At 67.8% G+C, this 17,856-nt stretch carries 16 protein-coding genes and 1 pseudogene; 11 read left to right on the forward strand and 6 right to left on the reverse strand.

Going from position 1 to position 17,856, the window contains the following annotated elements:
- The 3 genes and pseudogenes from MFF26_RS03280 to MFF26_RS03290 all read right to left on the reverse strand — a co-directional run.
- Nucleotides 1–283 (reverse strand): annotated as a pseudogene (locus tag MFF26_RS03280) (polysaccharide biosynthesis/export family protein); the annotation flags it as partial.
- Between the two features lie 185 nt (nt 284–468).
- Nucleotides 469–1,932: an LTA synthase family protein gene (locus tag MFF26_RS03285; protein WP_137828520.1), complete on the reverse strand. Its 1,464-nt coding sequence runs from the start codon at nt 1,930–1,932 to the stop codon at nt 469–471.
- A 4-nt stretch (nt 1,933–1,936) separates the two neighbouring features.
- Nucleotides 1,937–3,898 (reverse strand): capsular polysaccharide export protein, LipB/KpsS family, encoded by a 1,962-nt coding sequence (locus tag MFF26_RS03290; protein WP_238307461.1) that lies wholly within the window; start codon nt 3,896–3,898, stop codon nt 1,937–1,939.
- Between the two features lie 257 nt (nt 3,899–4,155).
- On the opposite strand from MFF26_RS03290, the gene MFF26_RS03295 reads away from it, so the two are divergent.
- The 3 genes from MFF26_RS03295 to MFF26_RS03305 are packed head-to-tail and all read left to right on the forward strand — an operon-like array spanning nt 4,156 to nt 7,137.
- The gene (locus MFF26_RS03295; RefSeq protein ID WP_137828521.1) at nt 4,156–5,463 is read left to right on the forward strand and encodes a capsule polysaccharide biogenesis protein; all 1,308 of its coding nucleotides are present in this window, start codon (nt 4,156–4,158) and stop codon (nt 5,461–5,463) included.
- A gap of 52 nt (nt 5,464–5,515) precedes the next feature.
- Nucleotides 5,516–6,286: an SDR family NAD(P)-dependent oxidoreductase gene (locus MFF26_RS03300; RefSeq protein ID WP_137828522.1), complete on the forward strand. Its 771-nt coding sequence runs from the start codon at nt 5,516–5,518 to the stop codon at nt 6,284–6,286.
- Nucleotides 6,286–7,137, forward strand: a complete 852-nt coding sequence (locus MFF26_RS03305) for a formyl transferase (RefSeq protein WP_137828523.1) — start codon at nt 6,286–6,288, stop codon at nt 7,135–7,137. The genes MFF26_RS03300 and MFF26_RS03305 overlap by 1 nt, the downstream gene beginning before the upstream one ends.
- On the opposite strand, the gene MFF26_RS03310 is transcribed toward MFF26_RS03305, so the two are convergent.
- Nucleotides 7,126–8,406, reverse strand: coding sequence for an O-acetylhomoserine aminocarboxypropyltransferase (locus MFF26_RS03310; protein WP_137828524.1), 1,281 nt, complete (start codon nt 8,404–8,406; stop codon nt 7,126–7,128). The genes MFF26_RS03305 and MFF26_RS03310 overlap by 12 nt on opposite strands.
- Before the next feature lie 354 nt (nt 8,407–8,760).
- Here MFF26_RS03310 and petA point away from each other — a divergent pair, with 354 nt between their 5' ends.
- The 8 genes from petA to MFF26_RS03350 all read left to right on the forward strand — a co-directional run bounded on the left by petA (nt 8,761) and on the right by MFF26_RS03350 (nt 16,650).
- The gene (gene petA, locus MFF26_RS03315) at nt 8,761–9,330 is read left to right on the forward strand and encodes a ubiquinol-cytochrome c reductase iron-sulfur subunit (RefSeq protein ID WP_137828525.1); all 570 of its coding nucleotides are present in this window, start codon (nt 8,761–8,763) and stop codon (nt 9,328–9,330) included.
- Between the two features lie 34 nt (nt 9,331–9,364).
- The gene (locus tag MFF26_RS03320; RefSeq protein ID WP_137828526.1) at nt 9,365–10,657 is read left to right on the forward strand and encodes a cytochrome b; all 1,293 of its coding nucleotides are present in this window, start codon (nt 9,365–9,367) and stop codon (nt 10,655–10,657) included.
- 20 nt (nt 10,658–10,677) lie between these two features.
- Complete coding sequence (locus MFF26_RS03325; RefSeq protein ID WP_137828527.1) at nt 10,678–11,571, forward strand: cytochrome c1; 894 nt, start codon at nt 10,678–10,680, stop codon at nt 11,569–11,571.
- A gap of 338 nt (nt 11,572–11,909) precedes the next feature.
- Nucleotides 11,910–12,785: an S-methyl-5'-thioadenosine phosphorylase gene (locus tag MFF26_RS03330; RefSeq protein WP_137828528.1), complete on the forward strand. Its 876-nt coding sequence runs from the start codon at nt 11,910–11,912 to the stop codon at nt 12,783–12,785.
- 298 nt (nt 12,786–13,083) lie between these two features.
- Nucleotides 13,084–14,217: a transglycosylase SLT domain-containing protein gene (locus tag MFF26_RS03335; RefSeq protein WP_137828596.1), complete on the forward strand. Its 1,134-nt coding sequence runs from the start codon at nt 13,084–13,086 to the stop codon at nt 14,215–14,217.
- 200 nt (nt 14,218–14,417) lie between these two features.
- Complete coding sequence (locus MFF26_RS03340) at nt 14,418–14,939, forward strand: response regulator (RefSeq protein WP_137828597.1); 522 nt, start codon at nt 14,418–14,420, stop codon at nt 14,937–14,939.
- A 97-nt stretch (nt 14,940–15,036) separates the two neighbouring features.
- On the forward strand, nt 15,037–15,843 hold the full coding sequence (locus MFF26_RS03345) for a transglutaminase-like domain-containing protein (RefSeq protein WP_238307462.1): 807 nt from the start codon (nt 15,037–15,039) through the stop codon (nt 15,841–15,843).
- 138 nt (nt 15,844–15,981) lie between these two features.
- Complete coding sequence (locus tag MFF26_RS03350) at nt 15,982–16,650, forward strand: L,D-transpeptidase (RefSeq protein ID WP_137828530.1); 669 nt, start codon at nt 15,982–15,984, stop codon at nt 16,648–16,650.
- Nucleotides 16,651–16,717: 67 nt separating this feature from the next.
- On the opposite strand, the gene MFF26_RS03355 is transcribed toward MFF26_RS03350, so the two are convergent.
- Both MFF26_RS03355 and MFF26_RS03360 read right to left on the reverse strand, forming a co-directional pair.
- Nucleotides 16,718–17,038 (reverse strand): hypothetical protein, encoded by a 321-nt coding sequence (locus MFF26_RS03355; protein WP_137828531.1) that lies wholly within the window; start codon nt 17,036–17,038, stop codon nt 16,718–16,720.
- Nucleotides 17,039–17,212: 174 nt separating this feature from the next.
- Nucleotides 17,213–17,698 (reverse strand): phasin, encoded by a 486-nt coding sequence (locus MFF26_RS03360; protein ID WP_238307463.1) that lies wholly within the window; start codon nt 17,696–17,698, stop codon nt 17,213–17,215.
- Between the last annotated feature and the right edge of the window lie 158 nt (nt 17,699–17,856).

Raw genomic sequence — 17,856 nt, forward strand, 5'->3', positions numbered from 1 at the left:
CGGCCACGGAATCGCCGACGCCGATGAGCGGCGTGGCGGCGGGGCGGTTGTCGCCGAAGGTGACGAGGAGGCTGTCGAGCGGGCGGGTGCGCAGGGCCTCGACGATGGCGGAGTCGACGTCGATGATCTCGTAGCGGGCCAGCACGCCCTCGGCGGTGGCGATGTCGGCGCCCCCGTCGATCGCCCGCGCCGTCGGCCCCGAGGTCGGAAGCACCGAGCACCCCGACACCGCGAACGCGGTCAGGATCGTGAGGGCGGTAGCGCGGGAAGCCGCACGGGTCATGGAACTCTCCATCCGGCTCTTGGCAGACCGGCTGCCCGGTTCCTGCCGACCGAGCTTGGCCGGAGATATGCTTCGATCCATTTAACGGTGCCTTGACCAGCCGCGTCGGCGCGCGGGGGCGCCGACGGCGGCGAGCGGTCCGGCACCAATGCGTCACCACCGTGGCACGGTTACGCTTGACGGTTTCATCCCGGTCGTTTTGCGGCGAGTGCGTCCCGCAGGAGACAGCCGAGCTGCGCCGCCGTGACGTCCACGCGCTCCGGCTGCCGGTCCGCCGCATTCGGGAAGCGGAACACGGCGTAATCGGTCGCGACAGGTCCCTCTGGACGGGGACGGCATTCGGGAAGCGAGGGAGCGTGGTCGCCGAACACGCAGAGGGTCGCGCGACGCCCTCTCAAACCGTCGATCAGGCGCTCGACCGCACGGCCCGTATCCGCGACATGGTGGAGGTATTGCGCAAGTCCCGGCGCGATCCCGGGCAGACGCCCCTCCGTCCAGGGACCGTGATTTTCCATCGTCACGGCGAAGACGAAGCGTCGCCCGCCGCCTTCCACTTCGGCGAGGATGCGCTCCGCAAGGGCCTCATCGGCGATGTAGGGGCCGATCCGAGGCGCGCCGGCGAAATCGTCTTCCATGATGAGACGACCGAAGCCGAGGCGGCGGAACACCCGCGCCCGGCTGAAGAAATCCCGATGGAAGGGGTGAACGAAGATCGTGGCGAAGCCGGCGGCGCGGGCGATCCGGGCCAAGCTCGTCGGCTCGTCGCCGCCGCGGGCGAGATAGGGATCGTAGCGGCCGAAGCCGAGGCTGTCCGGGTCGCGCCCCGTCAGCACCGCGTGCTCGGTCCGCATGGTGTAGGCGCCGTGGGCCGGCACCGCGAGCTGTCCGTACTGCGCCGCCTCCATGCGAATGCGGTTCATAAGGGGAAGGGCCGCACCGCCGAGACGCACGGGGTCGAGGAAGGATTCGAGCTGGACGACCACCAGAAGCTCGGTCTCCGTGTCGCCGGGGGCGAGGACGGGAATGGCCGGAGGCGGTTCAATGGCCTCGTCGGCCCGGCGCAGGGCGTAGCCCATCATCGTGGCGACGACCCCGTAGCGTGCCACGTCCGCCATCAGGTCGGGACGCGGAAACAGGGGGCGCAGGAAAGCGCGCCCGAGCGGCGTCCGGAATGCCGCCACCACGGCCAGGAACCCCATGGGCAGGGCCGCCGCCGCCGCGAGGGCGAGGACTCCATCCGGCAGGACGGTCGGTTCGAGGGCGTACCACGCCGCGATGACACCGAGCCCCAGGAGAAGGGGTACGGCCATGCGGGGATCGGTGGGGGAGCGCGTATAGTATAGCTCGGGATGACGCGGCACCTGCGCCAACAGGGCGAGATCGCTGAAAACCGGCGGCTCGCCGATCACCCGCCGCTTGAGCCGGTCCACGCCCGCCAGGATCGCGACGGTCAGAAGGCAGGAGGCGGCAGCGAGCCAGGGCCGCCACGAGAACTGGAACCAGAACACCGTCAGAAGGGCGTAGCCGAGACCGCGCACGGTGAGATCGCCGGGCCGCAGGCTCGGGCGACGCGCGCCGAACACGGCCTCCACGGTGAAGGAGGTGGCGATCGCGATGGCAAGCGGCACTAGCAGGGGGGCGAAACCCATCGCGTCAGCGCCCCGGCCCGACGCCGCGGCGGGCTCGCAGGCGGCGCAGGATCGGGTTGAGCAGAGCGTAGCGGGCCCGCATCATGGCATGGGGCAGGGCCTTGAGCGCGAGCGCCGTCGCGGGAGCCTGGGCGCGAGCCTCGCTCAGACGGTCGAGCAGCTGCTCCGGCGTGCACGGCTTCATCGCCACCGGATCGAGGTAGAGCGGATAGAGGATGAGCGCCCCGGCCACCAATGCGTCGAGGTCGAGTGTTCGGCCGCGATCCGCCCCCGGTGCGAGGTCTTCGGTCAGACCCCAGCCGGCATAGAATGGACGCCCATGCGTCGCCACGGTGAGGCCCCGGATCAGCGCCTCGAAGCCGGCCAGCGACGTCATGGTCTCGACATGGTGGACCCGGTCGAGGAGGTCGACGATCGACAGGCCGGTGACGACACGGTCGGCCAGCTTGCGCGTCTCGATTTCGGGGATCGCGCCCGGCCGGAAGCCCGCCTCGACATCGGGATGCGGCTTGTAGACCAGGAAGGCATCCGGGTTGCGGGCGCGGGCGACCTTGAGGAGCGCGAGGTTGCCACGCACCTCCGGCGAGCCGGTCAGCACCGAGGCGTCGTCCTCGACCTGGCCCGGCACCAGAACGATGCGCCGTCCTTCGGGAAAGCCGTCAGGGGCGGCAAGCCCGACATTGTACTTGCTCAAGCGCCGCGCCACGATCGCCGCGCGAAGCCTCGCCGCCCGTTCGACGAGGTCCGGCGCGAACACCGTCTGCTTGAGGAGATGCGCCAACCGGCTCTCGACCCGCGGATCGTAATAGATGCCGCGATCATCCACGACGATGGATGCGCCGGGTTTGAGGCTCGCCCCGAGGCCGACGGAGCGGAGGAAGCCGTCCTCGACGCGGGCAAAGGGCAGCCCGGCCTCGGCGCAGAGCTGCGGCAGGGTCTCCGGACAGCGCGTCGCCCAGGCCCAGACCGCGCCATCGTGGCGGCGGGCGAGGGCCACGGCCTCCTCCGCCCGCATGCTGTGCAGGGGCGGCCCACCGGGGCCTGCCGCGAAGCAGTCGAGGGCCTCCCGCTTCCAGCCCGAGACGCCGACGAGAACGACCCGGCGACCGTTTCCGCGAAAGCGCTCGCGCAGCCACGCAACGCGCTCGACCGCCTCGAGGAGGGGGATCGGCCGACGGGTCCACGGATCGAAGGCATGCACGCCGGGGCCGAAGCGAAGGGCGAGCGATCCGGCGGCATCCGCCGGGACCGGACCCGAAGCGGGATCGGTGCACAGGGTCGGGTAACCGCACAGATGCGCTTCGCAGGCGGCGGCCGTCGACGCGACGTGGATCCGTGCGGCGAGCGGAAACAGCGTGAATGGATCGACGGGGTCGGCGAGCACCGTGAGGCGCGGATCCTCGGGCAGGCCGGCGGGGGCACACCCTTCAGGACCGGCGGCGAGGAAGCGCTCGTCGGGGAACGCCTTCAGCAACCGCCCGACGAAGGTCGCCGCGCGGCGGGACGCGGCAAGATCGGGGTCGATCAACGCGAGGGATCGCGGAACGCCGTCTCCAAACAATCCGGCCGCCGCACCGGGCGGAAAGCGATTGAAGCCGCTCAGGCCCGCGCCACGCAGGGCATTCGCGAGATCCGGCGAGAGTGGACTCCCCCCGAGCGGGCGACCCCCAAAGCTCAGGCGCAGGCTCGCGAAGCCGGCGGCGGGGGAATCGTAGGGGCTGAGCAAGGGGCCCGGTGCAACGCGCAGAAGAGCGGTCCGGCGCGCGGAGGGGAAGGCTGTGCCAGGCGTCCAGAAAGCCGGGGCGCCGAGCCGGTCGAGGCGCAGCGCTAGACCCGTGCAGGCTTCGATCTCGGCGCCGAGGCGACGCAGCGGCCGGCCGAACGGCAGGAAGGAGCGGGGCAGGGCGGAAGCCCCGCGCGGCTCAGGATGGAGCGCATCGGCCATGGCGGGCTCGCCATAGCCCATGGGGTGCTCCGGCGCGAGGACCGATCGGAATTACGGGGATTGCGGGGATGCTCCTCGAATCGGACATAAGCGAGCCGCATTCGGGCGGGAGAGAGAAACGGTTCCGGCCGCGGATGTGGCGGGCCGGCAACGGAGACCGTGAATTGTGTTTGGGTCCCGGCGCCGCGGTTGCGGGCAGCCGAGACGACATGCGACGCGTCTGCTTTCAGACGCCGTCACCCCGCTGCCCCCCGCGATCAGGGACCCCGCGCCTCGGAATGACGCAGCCTCGCGCAGACGCTTCGGGCAGCCATGCTGCCACGTTCCTGTTCCTGCAGGGAATTGCGTCTCCGTTCTTCTCCGAGCTCGGTCGGGCCCTGCGCCAGCGCGGATACAATGTCCGCCGGATCAACTTCTCCGCCGGCGACTGGCTGTTCTGGCGTTTGCCGGCCGACCATTACCGCGGCAGTCGCGACGGCTGGGACGCTCACATCGAGACCTATATTCGCGAGCACGGCGTCACCGACATCGTGCTGTTCGGCGATTGCCGGCCCTATCATCAGGCGGCCATCCTCGTGGCCAAACCGATGGGCGTGCGCATCCATGTGTTCGAGGAGGGCTATATCCGTCCCTACTGGATCACCTGTGAGCAGGGTGGGGTGAACGGCAATTCCCCGATGCCCAAGACGGCCGAGGAGATCCGGGCCATCGCGCGCCGGCTGCCGCAGGCTGGGCGCGCGATGCCCCTGACCGGCGACATGGCCCGCCGCAGCCTCTGGGATATCGGCTTCAACATCGCCAATATCGGCTTTCCGTATCTCTATCCGGGCTTCCGCAGCCACCGGCCGAACCATATCGCCGCGGAATATGGCGGCTGGATCAAGAAGTTCGTCCGCCGCCAGCGCACCCGCCGCGAGGCGGCGCGCATCGGCGAGTCCTACGAGGCCATCAACGCCGACTATTTCCTCCTGCCGCTGCAACTCGACAGCGACTACCAGATCCGGGTCCATTCGCCGTTTCTCGGCGTCGAGGGCTTCATGGACCGGGTGATCGCTTCCTTCGCCCGACATTCGAGCGCGCCGACGCGCCTGCTGGTGAAGCTGCATCCGCTCGACAGCGGGATCATGAATTGGCGCAAGCGGGCCCGCCAATCCGCCAAGCGTCACGGCTGCAACGACCGCCTGGACTTCATCGACGGCGGCGACCTGCCCAAGCTCATCGACGGCAGCCGCGGCGTCGTGCTGGTGAATTCGACGGTCGGCATGCTGGCGCTGGAGCGTGGCCGCCCGACCCTGGCTTTCGGGCAGGCGGTCTACAACATGCCGGGCCTGACGCACCAAGGCGACATCGACACCTTCTGGGGAGACCCGAAGGCGCCCGACCGGGAGCTGATGGAGGATTTCCGTCGGGTCGTCATGCATCGAACCCAGATCAATGGCGGCTACTTCTCGCCCTCCGCCATCGAACGGGCCGTCGCCGGAGCGGTGCCGCGGCTCGAAGCGACCTTGCCGTCCGCATCGCTCGCCTATGCCCGCGACCGACGGGAGGGTTCCGACGAGGCCGGGCGGCTGTCGCCCGCCTACTGATCGCGAGCCCGGCGGGGTTTACAAGCGAGAACCGCCGCCTCATCCCCTCCCCATGCCCGTCATCCTCATCACCGGAGCCTCCAGCGGCATCGGCGCCGCCCTGGCGCGCTGTTACGCGCAGCGCCCCGAAACTCGCTTGATCCTGACCGGTCGCGATGGCGCACGCCTCGACGCGGTAGCCGCTGCGTGTCGGGGCTTTGGCGCGGACGTGCGCACCGGCCTGTTCGATGTGCGCGAGCGGGAGACGGTCGGCGCATGGCTGCGGGCGCTCGATGCCGAGAGCCCGCTCGACCTCGTGATCGTCAATGCGGCGGTCAATGGCGGCCATCCCTCCGGCGATCTCGAATCCGAAGAAACGGCGTTCGAGACCGCCGACATCAACTATGCCGGTGCCCTCAACATCATGCTCCCGAGCGTCACGGCGATGGCGCGGCGCGGACGCGGGCAGATCGCCCTGGTCTCCTCGCTCGCGGCCTACGCGCCGCTGCCGGACGCGCCGGCCTATAGTGGGGCGAAGGCCGCGCTCCTCGCGCATGGTCTGGCGCTGCGAGCCAAGCTCAGGCCGCTCGGCGTCTCGGTCAGCGTCGTGACGCCGGGCTATGTGAAGACGCCGATGGGCGGCGTGATCAAGGGGTGGCGCCCCCTGGAAATGAGCGCCGACGAGGCCGCTCGGCGCATCCTGCGGGGGCTGGAGCGCGACCGCGACGTGATCGCCTTTCCCTGGCCGCTGGCGGCGCTCGCCCGCGGAGCGCTGCTGGTGCCCGAACGCGTGCGCAGCCTCGGCCTGCACGGCCTGCGCTTCCGCAACCGGCCGCGACGCTGATGGGGCTGCCGCGGCTCGCCGTCTTCGCGCTGGAAGCGCTGCCGAACGCCCGGGCGCTCCGCCGTTTCGTGGCCGACCACGCCGACCACATTGCCTTCGTCGGTCTCTCTCACGCCGAGCGGCCTTCGGCTGGTGGCCTCGTCGCGCAGGTGCGCCGTCATCTGGTCCGCTCGGGGCCGCGCGTCCTGCCCTATCTCGCGGTCAATTTCGGCCTACCGGACCTCGTCAACGGCGCGGCAAGCAGGTTGGCGCGTCACGGTCCCCCGGAAGCGACGCCGCTCGCGCCGCTCTGTCGGCGGCTCGGCATTTCGGTAATGCGGGTCGATGACGTGAACGGACCGGAGATCGCCGCCGCCTTCGCGACGCATGCGCCCGATCTGATCGTCTCGTTCCACTTCGATCAGATCTTCTCACCGGTGACCCTCGGCCGGGCTCCCCTCGGCGGGGTCAACGTTCATCCGAGCCTGCTGCCGCTCCATCGCGGCCCGACCCCGACGCTGCACGCGCTCGCCGACGGGGAGGGGGCTTTCGGCGTCACCGTCCACCGGCTCGCCGCAGAGATCGACGCTGGGACGATCCTGGCGCAGGAGGCGGTGACCCTGCCGCCCGGAACCAGTGCCACCCGTGCCGCGCGATGGCTGCACGAGCGCGGGCGCCCTTTGCTCGAAGGCGTCCTCGCCGACATCGCCGTGCGGGGCGCCGTACCGGAGGGCCGGCGCGTGCCGGTCCTGCCCTATCGCGGCTTTCCCGACCGGCAGCAGCTCGCCCGGATGCATCGGGCGGGCCTTCGCCTCGTCGATGGCGGCGACTGGCGGGATGCGTTCCGCCTCGCCAGCCCCTCAGGCGCGTAGGGCGCCGTCGAGATCGTCGATCAGGTCCTGCGGGTCCTCGATGCCGACCGACAGGCGCACCACCTCGGGGCCGGCACCGGCGGCGGTCTTCTGCGCGTCGGTCAGCTGGCGGTGGGTGGTCGAAGCCGGGTGGATCACCAATGAGCGCGTGTCGCCGATATTGGCCAGATGGCTGAAGAGCTGCAGGTTCGAGACGAGCTTCACGCCCGCCTCGTAGCCGCCCTTCAGGCCGAAGGTGAACACCGCACCCGCGCCCTTCGGCGTGTAGCGCTGGGCCAGCGCATGATACTTGTCGGTCGGCAGGCCCGGATAGCTCACCCACTCGACCTGATCGTGGCCAGCGAGGAAGGTCGCGACCTTGAGCGCGTTGTCCGAGTGGCGCTGCATGCGCAGCGGCAGCGTCTCGATGCCGTTGAGGATCAGGAAGGCGTTGAAGGGCGACAGCGCCGGCCCGAGGTCGCGCAGCGACAGCACCCGCACCGCGATGGCGAAGCCGAAATTGCCGAAGGTCTCGGCGAGGACCATGCCGGCATATTCGGGACGGGGCTGCGAGAGCATCGGGTAGCGCTCGTCACCCTGCCACTGGAACGTGCCGCCGTCGACGATAAGGCCGCCGATGGAATTGCCGTGGCCGCCGAGGAACTTGGTGGCCGAGTGGACCACGATGTCGGCGCCGTGCTCGAACGGCCTGATCAGGTACGGGCTCGCCATCGTGTTGTCGACGATGAGCGGGATGTTGTGGCGCTTGGCGATGACGCTCAGCGCCGCGATGTCGGTGATGACGCCGCCCGGATTGGCGATGCTCTCACAGAAGATCGCCTTGGTGCGCGGCGTGATGGCCCGCTCGAACGAGTCCGGATCGTCGGTGTCGGCCCAGACGACCTGCCAGCCGAAGTTCTTGTAGGAATGATTGAATTGGTTGATCGAGCCGCCATAGAGCTTGTTGGCCGCCACGAACTCGTCACCGGGCTGCATGAGGGCGTGCAGCGTCAGGAACTCCGCCGCGTGGCCTGACGCGACGGCGACGGCCGCAGTGCCGCCCTCGAGTGCCGCGATGCGCTCCTCCAGCACCGCGTTGGTCGGGTTGGTGATGCGGGTATAGATGTTGCCGAAGGCTTGCAGCCCGAACAGCGAGGCGGCGTGATCGACGTCGTCGAACACGAAGCTCGTGGTCTGGTAGATCGGCGTCGCCCGCGCGCCCGTGGCCGGGTCGGGGGTCGCGCCCGCGTGGATCGCGAGGGTGTTGAACCCGGGCTGGCGGTCGGTCATCGCGGAAACTCCTCTGCGAGGCGTCGTTTACGCCCCCGGTCTCCGGCGGTGCAAGGGGTGGTCAGGGCGCACCCGAGCGGGGGTGAGGCGAGTGACGATCATGGGGGATCGTTGCCGCACCGCACCGCACGATAAGCTCTGCAGTCTGGACACGTTCGCATCTGACGTGTCAGAGAGCCCAACGAAACAAAGACGGCAATCCGGTGACGGCGGGTCGCATTGATTGCCGCCCTGCGATGGTGTCTGCCATTGCATCAGGTTCAAATTTGAAAGCCTCCAGGATCGTGCGCGGGGATCTACCCCGCAGCCCGGCATGAGAGGCTTCGGCGCGGCGACTGACGGGAGAGTTGCACCTTGGCGGACACGACAGCCACGCTCGCAACCGCGGGGACCGAGGGCACCAAGCGCGATTTCCTGTTTCTCGCGACCGGAGCAGGATTGGCCGTCGGAGCCGGCGCCGTGGCATGGCCCTTCGTCGCTTCCATGGCCCCCGACGCCGCGACCGTCGCGGCCGGCGCCCCGCTCGAAGTCGATCTCAGCCCGATCCAAGATGGGCAGATCGTCAACGTCTTCTGGCGCGGAAAGCTGATCTTCGTGCGCAAGCTCACGGAGAAGGAGATCACGGACATGAAGGCCGTGCCGCTCTCGCAGATGATCGACCCGGCGCCCTTTGCCGATCGGGTCAAGACCGGCCACGACCAATGGCTCGTCACCTACGGCAATTGCACCCATCTCGGCTGCGTGCCGATCGGCCATTCAGGCAATTTCGAGGGCTGGGCCTGCCCTTGCCACGGTTCGCAGTTCGACGCTGTCGGACGTGTTCGCCGCGGGCCCGCACCGACCAACCTGCCGCTGCCTCCTTACACCTTTGCGAGCGACACCAAGCTCACGATCGGTGAAGAGGGCGGCAAGGCGGCCGCGTGAGAAACAGGACACGAGAAGCCGGAGCGGGCACCCGATGAGCAGCGCACACGCGACTTCGACCTACGTCCCGAAGAGCCACATCGCGAAGTGGTTCGAGTCCCGCCTGCCGCTCGTCGGCCTGGTGCACTCGTCCTTCGTGGCCTTTCCGGTTCCGCGAAACCTCAACTACTTCTACACCTTCGGCGCGATCTTGATCGCGTTCCTCGGCATTCAGATTATCACCGGCGTCTGGCTGGCGATGCACTACGATCCGAGCGCCGCCAACGCGTTCGAGAGCGTCGAGCATATCATGCGCGACGTGAATTACGGCTGGCTGCTGCGCTACGCGCACGCCAACGGCGCGTCGATGTTCTTCGTGGCGGTCTACGTCCACATCTTCCGCAACCTCTATTACGGGTCGTACAAGGCCCCGCGTGAGGTGCTCTACCTGCTCGGCGTCATCATCTACCTGCTGATGATGGCCACCGCGTTCCTCGGCTACACCCTGCCGTGGGGCCAGATGAGCTTCTGGGGCGCCACCGTCATCACCAACATCCTGGCGGCGATCCCGGTCGTCGGCGACACCATCCAGAGCCTGCTCTGGGGCGGCTATTCGGTCGGCAATCCGACGGTCAACCGCTTCTTCTCGCTGCACTTCCTGTTGCCGTGGATGATCGCCGGCGTCGTGGTGCTCCACGTTTGGGCGCTGCACGTCACGGGTCAGAACAACCCGGCCGGCATCCCGATCAAGTCGAGCAAGGACGCGGTGCCGTTCACCCCCTACGCGACCATCAAGGACGTGTTCGCCGTGGTGGTGTTCATGATCCTGTTCGCGTGGTTCATCTTCTATCAGCCGAACTATCTCGGTCACGCCGACAACTACGTCCCGGCCAACCCGTCGGTGACGCCGGCGCACATCGTGCCCGAATGGTACTTCCTGCCGTTCTACGCGATCCTGCGTGCCGTGCCCGATAAGCTCGGCGGCGTGGTTCTGATGTTCGGCGCGGTGCTGATCCTGGCCTTCGCGCCTTGGCTCGACACCTCGCGGGTCCGTTCCTGCAACTACCGGCCGGTCTACCGGATCTTCTTCTGGGTGTTCACCGCCAACGCCATCATCCTCGGCTGGCTCGGCGCCAAGCCTCCGGAAGGTGGCTACGTGATCGCCTCGCAGATCTGCACCGCCTACTACTTCGCCCACTTCCTGATCGTGATGCCGCTGGTCGGCCTGTTCGAGACGCCGGACCGCCTTCCGGGTTCGATCCTCGAGACCGTGACCGGTCCGGGCAAGCAGCTGAGCGGATCGGGCATGCCCGCGGGCGCGGCGGCCGAACCGGCCAAGCGCGCTTAAGCGGATCGAGGAGACACGGTATGCGCATCGCCCTCCTCGCCGCCGCGGGCCTTCTCGCGGCGGCCCTCGGCTCCACCTCTCTTCGGGCCGAGGACGGCCACGCCCCGAACCCGCCCCGCGAGAAGTGGAGCTTCGCCGGCATGTTCGGCCGGTTCGATCAGGCGCAGCTCCAGCGCGGCTTCCAGGTCTACAAGGAAGTCTGCGCGAATTGCCACTCGATGCGCCTCGTCGCCTTCCGCAATCTCGCGGAAGCGGGTGGCCCCGGATTCTCCGCGGCGCAGGTCAAGGCGTTGGCCGAAACCTACAGCGTCAAGGAACTGGACGATTCGGGCAGCGAGAAGGAGCGTGCGGCCCGCCCGGCCGACCGCTTCCCGCCGCCCTTCCCGAACGACAAGGCCGCCGCCGCCGCCAATGGCGGAAAGGCGCCGCCTGACTTCTCGGTGCTCGCCAAGGCGCGCACCTACGAGCGCGGCTTCCCGTGGTTCGTCTTCGACGCGCTGCCCTTCACCGGCTACTCGGAACAGGGCGTGGACTACATCCACGCGCTGCTGACCGGCTACGAGGACGCGCCGAAGGGCTTCGAGATGCCCGGCAGCGGCTACTACAACAAGTATTATCCCGGCCACGTCATCGCGATGCCGAACCCCCTCAGCGAGGGGCAGATCACCTATCCGAAGAACGACAAGGGCGAGCCCGTCGTGCCGGAGACGGTGGAGCAGTACTCGCACGATGTGGCGGCCTTCATGGCCTGGGCGGCGGAGCCGCACATGATGGCCCGCAAGGCTCTCGGATTGCGGGTCATCCTGTTCCTGATCGTGTTGGCCGGTCTGCTCTACTATGTGAAGAAGCAGATCTGGAAGAAGGTCGGCGGCGAGGTCCACGGACTGCAGCCGGAACTGCACAAGACCTACTGACGGGCTTCGGCCCCGTCTTCCGGAACCTCTCGAACGGGCCCCTCGCGGGCCCGTTTGCTTGAGGGGAATGGGGTGGCTATGAAAGCCACGTGAGAGATCAGCCCCGCGCCGATGCGTTCGTCGCCGACCCGACGTTTCTCAAGGTGCCGGCCGATCGATAGACCCGTCAATGACGGCAAGGGGCCTCATGGCCCTGCCATGGGTAACGAGGCGGTCTTCTCGGCGCCGAACAGGCGTCACGAGGCGACGATCTCCCGGGCGGACCGTGCGCAGAACGCGGGCGCCCGATGGCGCGGAGACCGCGCAAAGACCATCACAGCACAAGGGATAAGAACCGCATGACGGCAGCGATACTCGGCGTAATCGGCGGCTCGGGCGTCTACGATCTCCCCGGTCTGGAGGACGTCCGCGAGGAGACCATCACCTCGCCCTGGGGCGAACCGTCCGACGCGCTGCGCATCGGCCGCATTGGCGAGACCACGGTGGTGTTTCTGCCCCGGCACGGCCGTGGGCACCGCCTCTCGCCCTCCGGGATCAACTATCGGGCCAATATCGACGTCCTGAAACGCGCGGGCGTGACCGATATCATCTCGCTCTCTGCCTGTGGCTCGTTCCGCAACGAGTTGCATCCCGGCCTGTTCGTGTTGGTCGATCAGTTCGTGGATCGGACGGTGGCGCGCGAGACGTCCTTCTTCGGCAACGGATGCGTCGCGCACGTGCCGTTCGCCCATCCGGTCGGTCCGCTGCTCCAGAAGCGCATCGCCGCAGCCGCCGAGGCCGAAGGCATCACCGTCCACAAGGGCGGCACCTATGTCTGCATGGAGGGACCGCAATTCTCGAGTCTCGCCGAATCGAAGTCGTACAAGGCTGCCAATTACGACGTGATCGGCATGACCAATCTGCCCGAGGCCAAGCTCGCCCGCGAGGCGGAGATCACCTACGCGACCATCGCCATGGTGACCGATTACGATTGCTGGCATCCCAATCACGACAGCGTCGATGTGGCCTCGGTGGTCGCGGTGGCCCGTGCCAATGCGGCCCGCGCTGCGCAACTTGTGGCCCGCGTCGCCCTCGACTTCCCGGCCGAGCGCGAGGAATGCCCGGCGGGCTCGCACCGGGCGCTGGACGGCGCCATCATGACGGCACCGTCCCATCGCGACCCGGCGCTCGTCGCCAAGCTCGACGCCGTGGCTGGCCGCGTACTCGGCATGTGATTTCGTGGCTCATGGGGCGGGGTTGTGCTGATCCAGCGTCTTCCCCGCGCCCATGCTCGGCCCTGTGACGTGCCAGCCACGGCAAAAGGCCAAGTTTCGTAACATCGCGCGCCGTTCGATCCGACGAGCCTGTGGAGGATTTCGGGGAAATTCGACCAAATGGCTTAGCTTGCCCGCAAATCGCCCGGACTTGCCCTGGGGATGCCACAACCTCGGCCGTGTTTGTGCCACATCCCAAGGCGTAACTGTTGCCCACACGCCGCTGACGGCACCGACGACAGGATGGGTGACGATACAGATGCAGGGCCGCACGATCGGATCGCCGCGCACCACCCGTGACGCTCGCAAGCCCGGGCGCCGCACCGCTTCCTCCGACGTCATCAGCGTCGCCGCCCGCCCGGGCCGCGACCACGGCAGCCGCCCCGCGCTCCTGCGCTCCGTTCTCACCATGACGCTGGTGGCCGGCGGATTGAGCGCCATCCTGCTCAATGCCGGCACCGATCTCGGACGGGCCGAGGCCTCCACCAAGGCGGCCGAACTGACGATGCCCAAGCCGCGGGTCCACCTGGTCTCGGTCGAGGCGCCGGTTCCGTCGGTGGTGGCGGCCTCCGCCAGCTTCCGCGCGGTCGATGGCCTCGATACCGATCTGACCGCCGGCACCGTCGACCGTGTCTCCTACGACTTCCTGCTGTCGCAGACCTCCACGGGCGACCCGAACGACATCCTCGAATTCGGGCCGATGAAGATCCGCCGCCACATCGTCCAGACGATCGTCAAGGCGGCCCAGGCGGTCGAGACCGATCCGGTCCTGCTGATGGCGGTGGCCGATAAGGAATCCAGCTTCATCACCGCCGTACAGGCCAAGACCTCTTCGGCCACTGGTCTGTATCAGTTCATCGAGCGCACCTGGCTCGGCGTGATCCGCGATTTCGGCTCGAAATACGGCCACGCTCAGGACGCCGCCCTGGTGGTCTCCGATGCCAACGACCGGCCGATGATCGTCGATCCGTCCGAGCGGGCCCGTATCCTCGACATGCGCCGCGACCCCTATCTCTCCGCCCTGATGGCGGGCGAGATGCTCAAGCGCGATGCCGCCCGCATCTCGCTCAAGATCGGCCGGGAATTGTCCCTCGGCGAAGTCTATCTCGCGCACTTCCTCGGGCCGGACGATGCCGAGAACTTCCTTTCGCAGGTCGTCGACAAGCCGACCTCGGCGGCGGCGGCTCTGCTGCCCGGCCCCGCTCGGGCCAACCGCTCGATCTTCTTCGCCGGCACCACCGGACGGGGCCGCCATCGCAAGCCCGCGAGCCTCTCGGTCGCGCAGGTTCATCAGAAGTTCGAGGCGATGATGAGCGCCCGCGGCGACCGCTACCGCGACGTGCGCAGTGTGGCCGGTCTCCTTCTCACCGCCGACGCCGACACGGTGCAGTAAGGCACCGATCCGCCCCGCGGTCGCCGGCCGCGCGGCCTCCAAATTTCATCCCTGGACGCAACTCACCGGCCTCCGCCCGCTTTGATGTGGTGTGCGGCCGATGGTGGCCGCCCCCTGGAAGAGGAGGGTTTTCGGCCTTGAAGGGTCCGTTTCGAGATCGGCCGTACGAGGGGCGAGGCGACGATCCGCTCCTGCCGGGCATGAAGCTCGACCAGATCGGGCAGGCCCTGGCTTCGTGCTACGACAACCTCGTGGCGGAGGGGTTGCCCGACCATCTCGCCGCCTTGGTGCGCCGGGTGGACCGAGCCGAGCGCGCGGCCCATGCCAAGGATCGTGCGCCGTCGAGCCGCGTCGCCCTCGTCGTCGAGGATGAGCAGGAAACCCGTGACCTCGCCGAGAGCGTGCTTGAGGAGACGGATCTGCGCGTCGTCGGATGCGACAATGCCGAGAAGGCGCTGAGCTATCTGCAAGACCACGGCGGCGACGTGGCCCTGGTCTTCGCCGACATTCGGCTGGCCGGTGCCATGGATGGCATGCAACTCGCTCGAGCCATAGCGACTCTCTGGCCCTGCACACGCCTCGTCGTCACCTCCGGCGTCGATCTCGATCCGGGGGACGATCTGCCGGAGGGCGCCGTCTTCATCCCCAAGCCGTGGCGCGCCTTCGACGTCCTGAAGGAAGCCGATCGGGCGACCCGCGACCCGACGCCGCCGGTCTCCTGACGCCCTCGGGTCGCCCGTCGGGCGCGCCTCTTGCAAATCTCCCTTCGGTTGCAATTCCGACCCGGCCGGGTCGGTTGGCGAAAGGTGGGTCGAGCTTATGAGAATTCGGACAGGCTTCGACATTGCCTTCGAGTCGTCACAGCCGACGCCGATGATTCTGATGCTCAATCTGCACCCATCCCGGGTGCCGGATCTGATCACGCCGGAGACCGTGACCTTCGATCCGCCGGTCCCGGTAAACCGCTACACCGACGGCTTCGGCAATCTCTGCACCCGCATCCTCGCCCCGGTCGGGCATCTCGCGATCGCCGCGGACTTCATCGTCGGCGATTCGGGTCTACCCGATCCGGTCGTCCCCTTCGCTCCCCAGGCCGCTGTGCAGGATCTGCCCGACGATGTCCTCGTCTTCCTCATGGGCAGCCGCTACTGCGACACCGACCGGCTCTCGGCCGTCGCCTGGGAGTTGTTCGGCCAGACGCCCCTGGGCTGGCCGCGCGTGCAGGCGATCGTCGACTACGTTCACCAGCGAATTCGATTCGACTACATGAGAGCCGACGCCACCCGTACGGCCCATGACGGATATACGCAGCAAGTCGGCGTCTGCCGCGACTTTGCCCATCTGGCCATCACGCTCTGCCGGTGCATGAACATTCCGGCCCGCTACTGCACCGGCTATCTCGGCGATATCGGCGTTCCGGCCGTGCCCGATCCGATGGATTTCTCCGCGTGGTTCGAGGCCTATCTCGACGGTCGCTGGTACACTTTCGACGCGCGCCACAACAAACCGCGCATCGGCCGTATCGTCATGGCGCGGGGGCGCGACGCCACCGATTGCGCGCTGACCACGAATTTCGGATTTCAGCAACTCGTGCATTTCGCCGTTCACACCGACGAAGTCACCTGAGACTGGATCCTCAGTGCCGGTCACGCCTCCTGTGCACCGCCACACGGTCAACCTGTGCAAAATCTGCGAATGACGTGGAACCAGAAAACCACAGTCACGCTTTAAATGGCAAAGGTTACTGCACAGGTAGGCCCCTCGATGAACACCTTGGCATCTGTTGTCGCCGGCGCCGTCGGCATGTGTGTTCTTGCCGTCGGCTCGGCTCACGCCGCGCCTTACGACCCCTTCAGTTCAGAGTACGCGGATTTGGATACCGAGCAGTCGTCCCAGAGCGGCTGGCCGGTCTATGATCCGTATGGCAGCCAGCGCAGCTCGTCCGCGCAGGGAAGCTACGGATACGGTTCTGCCGGCGCCCAGGCCCAGGTCGAGCGCATTCCGCGCGAGGTCGTGGGGTATAACGGCCGCTACGCTCCGGGCACCATCGTGGTCTCGACCGCCGAGCGGCGTCTCTATCTCGTCCTCGGCAATGGCCAAGCCCTGCGCTACGGCGTCGGAGTCGGCCGCCCGGGCTTCACCTGGAGCGGTGTGAACAAGATCACGGCCAAGCGCGAATGGCCGAGCTGGACCCCGCCCGCCGCGATGATCGCCCGTCGCCCCGACCTGCCGCGTTACATGGCCGGCGGTGTCGAGAACCCGCTCGGGGCCCGCGCGATGTATATCGGCAGCTCCGAGTACCGTATTCACGGTTCCAACGAACCGGATACGATCGGACAAGCGGTTTCGTCGGGCTGTATCCGCATGACCAACGAGGATGTGACGGACCTGTATTCTCGTGTGAAGGTCGGCGCGACGGTCATCGTCAACTGATCGTCCCATCTTCTGAAACGATCTTGGTGAGCCGCGCCGGAGACAAGTTCCGGCGCGGCTTTTTCTTTCAAGGCGATACGCGGCCGACCGCGGTCTGCGGACCGTTGAGGAAGGAAATCGGCATGTCGCAGAAGCAGCGCGCGCCGAGGGGACGCGGACCCGGAAGCGGGCAGGAATAGGGCTGCGTGCCGCTGATGCCGTTCTGCACCGCGTCGCAATTCAAGCCCATCGGTCGGGGCGGGGGGCGACCGTAATCGGGCTCCCGATAGATCCGGCGCGGCGGCGGACGGTCGTAGCCGTCATCGTAATACTGGGCATGGGCGGGGGCGAGGCTGCCGGCCGCGAAAAGGGCCAGGGCGGCGAGGCCGAGGCGACGGACGGGACGCATGGGATAGGCACTCCGGATTGGGCGCTTCGCGGCTTCCAGCCGATGGCGCGTCGATGAGGCCTAGGACCCTGGCGTCCTCGGACGGCGAAAAAGCGGCATCCTTCACGCCCAAACGAAACGGCCCGCGCCGGGGGCGCGGGCCGTCGATGGAGTCGAGGCGAGGCCCCGACGGCATCACTGATGGTTGTTGGCAGCCTTCTGAGCGTCGTTCGCGTTCTCGCGGGCGGTCTCGACGCCCTGCTCGTAGGCGGAGCGCGCCTCGTTGGCACCCTGCTGCATCGCGCTCTTGGCGTTCTCGGCGCTCTGCTGGAAGGCGCTCTGAGCGAGGCCACCGAACTCCTTGGCCTGGGCCTGGATCGCGGCGAATTGCGAGCGAACGTACTCGGCCTGATGCTGCATCGCCTCCTGCACGTCGCGCGAGCGCACGAGCTTCTGCGCCAGGTCGAAGGCGGCGTTCACGTTCTGCTCGGCGAATTCGAAGCCGCGGGTCGACAGGTTGGACGCGTTGGTCCGGGCGAGATCGGTCGAGCCCTGCACGGTGTCGGCGGTGCGGCGCGCGGCGCCAATGAACGAATCGAACGCCTTGCGAGCCTGCTCGACGCTCTTCTCGGCGAAGTCGCGCATCTCGGTCGGGACTTCGTAATTCGGGGTATTGGCCACGTTTCGTCTCCTCTATCGATTCGTTGCATTCGCGCGTTGTGCACTGCACAATAGCGCGTAGGTGGCACTTTTGCCAGCCCCGCGCTGCGCATTAGGGTTACCAGTTGATAAACGTGTGTCGGTAGGCTTCGGTGTCTATGTCCGGGACATATTAAGTT

This window comes from Methylorubrum suomiense (assembly GCF_022179765.1).
GTDB classification, from domain to species: domain Bacteria; phylum Pseudomonadota; class Alphaproteobacteria; order Rhizobiales; family Beijerinckiaceae; genus Methylobacterium; species Methylobacterium suomiense.